Genomic DNA, 3,918 nt, shown 5'->3' with positions numbered 1-3,918 from the left:
CACCCGGTGTTCGCCTCCCGGCTGAAGAAGCGGCTGCGTGAAGGCGCGCAGCTCATCGTCATCGACCCGCGCCGCATCGACCTGGTGAAGTCGCCGCACATCCAGGCCGCCTTCCACCTGCCGCTGCGCCCCGGCACCAACGTGGCCGTGCTCACCGCGCTGGCCCACGTCATCGTCACCGAAGGGCTGCTGGCGCGTGACTACATCGCCGAGCGCTGCGACGCCAAGTCCTTTGGCGAATGGATGGACTTCGTGGCCCGGCCCGAGCATTCGCCCGAAGCCACCGAGGCCACCACCGGCGTGCCGGCGGCCGACCTGCGCGGCGCGGCGCGGCTGTATGCCGGCGCGGGCAACGGCGCCATCTACTACGGCCTGGGCGTGACCGAGCACAGCCAGGGCTCCACCGCGGTGATGGCCATTGCCAACCTGGCCATGGCCACCGGCAACGTCGGCCGTGAGGGCGTGGGCGTGAACCCGCTGCGCGGCCAGAACAACGTGCAGGGCTCGTGCGACATGGGCTCGTTCCCGCATGAGCTGCCGGGCTACCGCCACGTCAGCGACCTGGCCACCCGCACCCAGTTCGAAGACGCCTGGGGCGTGCCCATCCAGCCAGAGCCGGGGCTGCGCATTCCCAACATGTTCGAGGCGGCGCTGTCGGGCAGCTTCAAGGGCCTGTACTGCGAGGGCGAGGACATCGTGCAGTCCGACCCCAACACCCAGCATGTGGCCGCCGCGATGATGGCGATGGAATGCATCGTGGTGCAGGACCTGTTCTTGAACGAGACGGCCAAGTACGCGCATGTGTTCCTGCCCGGCTCTTCGTTCCTGGAAAAGGACGGTACCTTCACCAATGCCGAGCGGCGCATCAGCCGCGTGCGCAAGGTGATGCCGCCCAAGGCCGTGTACGCCGACTGGGAGGTGACGCAGCTGCTGTCCAACGCGCTGGGCTACCCGATGAACTACGCCCACCCCGAGGAGATCATGGCCGAGATCGCGGCGCTGACGCCCACCTTCCGCGGCGTCACCTACCGCAAGCTCGACGAGCTGGGCAGCGTGCAGTGGCCCTGCAACGACGACGCGCCCGAAGGCACGCCGATCATGCACATTGACCAGTTCGTGCGCGGCAAGGGCCGCTTCATCATCACGCAGTACGTGGCCACCGACGAGAAGGTGACGCGCCGCTTCCCGCTGCTGCTGACCACCGGGCGCATCCTGTCGCAGTACAACGTGGGCGCGCAGACGCGCCGCACCGACAACAACCGCTGGCACAGCGAAGACCGGCTGGAGCTGCACCCGGTGGATGCAGAGGACCGGGGCATCCGCCACGGCGACTGGGTGGGCGTGCAGAGCCGCGCTGGCGAAACCGTGCTGCGCGCGGTCATCAGCGAGCGCATGCAGCCCGGGGTTGTCTATACAACCTTCCACTTCCCGGAGTCGGGCGCCAACGTCATCACCACCGACAGCTCCGACTGGGCCACCAACTGCCCCGAGTACAAGGTGACCGCGGTGCAGGTGATGCCGGTGGCCCAGCCCTCGGAGTGGCAGCAGTCGTACAGCCGCTTCAACCAGGTGCAGAACGAGCTGCTGCAGCAGTGCCAGCCGGCCGACGCCACCGCGGTGGTGGGCAAGTAAGGGGGCAAGCATGCATGCAGACAACCTAGTGCGCATGGCCAACCGCATCGGCCAGTTCTTCGAGGCCATGCCCGACCGGCCCGAGGCGCTGGAGGGCATTGCGTTGCACATCCACCGCTTCTGGGAGCCGCGCATGCGCCGCGCGCTGCGCGCCCACCTGGCCGACGAGGCGGCGCTGGCCGAGCACCCGGTCGCACCCATCGTGCGGGAGGCGCTGAGCACCCATCCCCACGTGCTGGAATCCGCCACCGCGTCAGCGGGGTGATCGTGTCCGTTGCACCATCCCACCTTCTGTTGCAAACGGAGGGTTGCCTGGATGGACACCGTCTACACCGACGAGCAGGTGAGTGCGCGGCTGGCACAGGTGCTGCCGCATTGGACGCTGGAAGGCGGCTGGATTCGCCGCAAATACAAGACCAGCGGCTGGAAGGCCACGCTGATGGTGGTCAACACCGTCGGCCATCTGGCGGAGGCCGCCTGGCACCACCCCGACCTGTCGGTGAGCTACGCCTTCGTCACCGTCAAGCTGATGACGCATTCGGCCAAGGGCATCACCGACAAGGACTTCGCGCTGGCGCGCAAGATCGAGGAGGTGCTGATGTGGCAGCCCGGCACCGAGCCCGGCGCCGCGCTGGAAGGCACGCCCGACGACCCGCGCTTCAAGTACCTCAAGTACGACTGACAGCCCCTCGCCGGGATGACAGTCTGTCCCCGCCCCGGCACAGCCCGGGCGGGCGCCTCGGGCTGCGCCCGGGCATGACCCCGGGTTGACCCTTGGGGGAACGGGGTTTGCTTGCGATGGCGGCGATGTCCACCTGTACCCCCACCCGAGGCGCTGGCACCGGCGTATCGCCGCTGCGCAGCGGCACCGTCACGCTGCGGGCGCCGGGGCGGCTGCACCTGGGTTTCCTCGACCCCGCGGCCACGCTGGGCCGGGCCTTCGGCAGCATCGGGCTGGTGATCGACGGCTTCGAGACCGCGGTGGCGGTGTCGGCCTTGCCCGGCGGACGCACCGACGAGCTGCTGGCCGCCACCCCGGCCGCCGAGGCGGAGCTGGAACGTGCCGCCCGCCACCTGGCCGCGCTGCGCCGCCACAGCGGCCGCCATGAGCCCCTGCGTCTGCAGTTGCTGGACGTGCTGCCGGCGCATGCCGGTTTCGGCTCGGGCACCCAGTTGGCGCTGGCGGTGGGCCGGGCCTTTGCGCACTGGCATGGCCTGGCGGTGGACACGCCCACGCTGGCGCACTGGCTGGGCCGTGGCCTGCGCTCGGGCGTGGGCATCGCCGGCTTCGACCAGGGCGGCCTGCTGGTGGATGGCGGCCCCGGCCCCGACGGCCGGCCCGCGCCGCTGCTGGCCCGCCTGCCGCTGCCCGCCGCCTGGCGTGTGCTGGTGGCGCAGGACGACACGCTGCACGGCCTGTCGGGCCAGCGCGAGAAGCAGGCCATCGCCACGCTGTCGCCGCTGCCGCAGGCGCTGGCCGCCGACATCTGCCACCAGGTGCTGATGCGGGTGCTGCCCGGCGCCGCCACCGCCGACCTGCCCGGCTTTGCCGCCGGCATCAACCGTGTGCAGCAGGTGCTCGGCGAGCACTTTGCACCGGCCCAGGGCGGCTGCTACACCAGCCCGGCCATCGGCCGGCTGATGCAAGGCCTGCAGCGGCTGGCGCCCGGCGCCGTGGCCGTGGGCCAGAGCTCCTGGGGCCCTACCGGCTTTGCCATCGTGGCCAGCGCCGCGCAGGCCGATGCGCTGGCCACCGCCGCCGCCACCGCCGGCCTGCTGCCGCCCGGCCTGCGGCTGCGCAGCGTGGCCGCGCGCGCGCATGGCGCCACCCTGGCCGATACCCGCGGGCGCTGAAGCCGCCTTGCCCGCCCCACCCACCGAACACGAGAGAAGCCCGCGATGGACCGTCCCTACATCCTCCACATGTTCACGCCGGGCAAGCAGATGAGCCCGTTCGACATCAACATGGCGGCCGATGCCGGCTACCAGCTGGTGGTGCCGTATGCCGAGGTGGGCCTGGACGCGGTGCGCAACCTGACGCAGGACACCATCTTCTCGCGCGGGCCCAAGGGCGTCAGCCGCACCGGCATCTTCATCGGCGGGCGTGATGCGCTGCTGGCCGCCGACATGCTGGAGCGCGCCCAGGCCAGCATGGTCAAGCCCTTCATCGTGTCGCTGATGGCCGACCCCAGCGGCGCCTACACCACCGCCGCCGCGATGGTGGCCTGCGTGGAAGGCCAGCTGATGGCCCAGCACGGCTGCAAGCTGGACGGCCTGCGCGTGGTG

5 protein-coding genes are annotated in these 3,918 nt (G+C 70.8%); all 5 read left to right on the top strand.

Going from position 1 to position 3,918, the window contains the following annotated elements; translation table 11 throughout:
* A partial coding sequence (locus ABNT58_RS25555; RefSeq protein ID WP_348756194.1) for a molybdopterin-dependent oxidoreductase occupies window positions 1–1,632 on the top strand: 1,632 nt, incomplete at its 5' end.
* A 10-nt stretch (window positions 1,633–1,642) separates the two neighbouring features.
* Window positions 1,643–1,897, top strand: coding sequence for a formate dehydrogenase subunit delta (locus ABNT58_RS25550; RefSeq protein WP_348756193.1), 255 nt, complete (start codon window positions 1,643–1,645; stop codon window positions 1,895–1,897).
* 51 nt (window positions 1,898–1,948) lie between these two features.
* Window positions 1,949–2,314, top strand: a complete 366-nt coding sequence (locus ABNT58_RS25545) for a 4a-hydroxytetrahydrobiopterin dehydratase (protein ID WP_348756192.1) — start codon at window positions 1,949–1,951, stop codon at window positions 2,312–2,314.
* A gap of 125 nt (window positions 2,315–2,439) precedes the next feature.
* Window positions 2,440–3,486 (top strand): beta-ribofuranosylaminobenzene 5'-phosphate synthase family protein, encoded by a 1,047-nt coding sequence (locus ABNT58_RS25540; RefSeq protein ID WP_348756191.1) that lies wholly within the window; start codon window positions 2,440–2,442, stop codon window positions 3,484–3,486.
* Between the two features lie 45 nt (window positions 3,487–3,531).
* On the top strand, window positions 3,532–3,918 hold a 387-nt coding region (locus tag ABNT58_RS25535), incomplete at its 3' end, for a methylene-tetrahydromethanopterin dehydrogenase N-terminal domain-containing protein (protein WP_348756190.1).

Source organism: uncultured Aquincola sp., from assembly GCF_964001545.1.
In the GTDB taxonomy this organism is placed as follows: Bacteria; Pseudomonadota; Gammaproteobacteria; order Burkholderiales; family Burkholderiaceae_C; genus Aquincola.
Note: the sequence above shows the minus strand (reverse complement) of the source record. Positions and strands in the feature narration are given on the sequence as shown.